Annotated in this window: 1 rRNA gene; it reads right to left on the reverse strand. The window is 46.8% G+C overall.

Going from position 1 to position 684, the window contains the following annotated elements:
• Positions 1-684 (reverse strand): 23S ribosomal RNA (locus tag VBM87_RS02915); the annotation flags it as partial.

The following is a 684-nucleotide window of genomic DNA, read 5'->3' on the forward strand; positions in this document are numbered from 1 at the left end:
AGTCCTCACGGTCTAGCTTCATTGCCCTAAGAACGCTCCTCTAACGTACAATTGTACCCGTGGCTTCGGTATCGTGTTTTAGTCCCGTTAAATTATTGGCGCAAGATCTCTTGACTAGTGAGCTATTACGCACTCTTTAAAAGGTGGCTGCTTCTAAGCCAACTTCCTAGTTGTTTATGAAATCTCACAACCTTTCTCACTTAACACGATTTTGGGACCTTAGCCGACGATCTGGGTTGTTACCCTCGCGAGCCGGGACGTTAGCACCCCGGTTCCGACTGCATGATAATACATAATGGTATTCGGAGTTTGATTATAGTCAGTACAGCTAGGCGCCGCCATTCCATATTCAGTGCTCTACCACCAAAACTTAACATCACACGCTAGCCCTAAAGCTATTTCGAGGAGAACCAGCTATCTCCAAGTTCGATTGGAATTTCTCCGCTATTCACAAGTCATCCGGGCACTTTTTAGCGTACTACGGTTCGGCCCTCCACTCAGTTTTACCTCAGCTTCAGCCTGCTCATGAATAGATCACCTGGTTTCGGGTGTACTTCAACATACTAAAGCGCCCTATTAAGACTCGATTTCTCTACGGCTCCGCTTTTTTCTGCTTAACCTCGCATGTTAAAGTAACTCGCCGGTCCATACTGCAAGATGTACGCCATCACCCATAAACGGGCT

This window comes from Mycoplasma sp. 744 (genome assembly GCF_034863305.1).
Classification (GTDB): Bacteria; Bacillota_I; Bacilli_A; order Mycoplasmatales; family Metamycoplasmataceae; genus Mycoplasmopsis.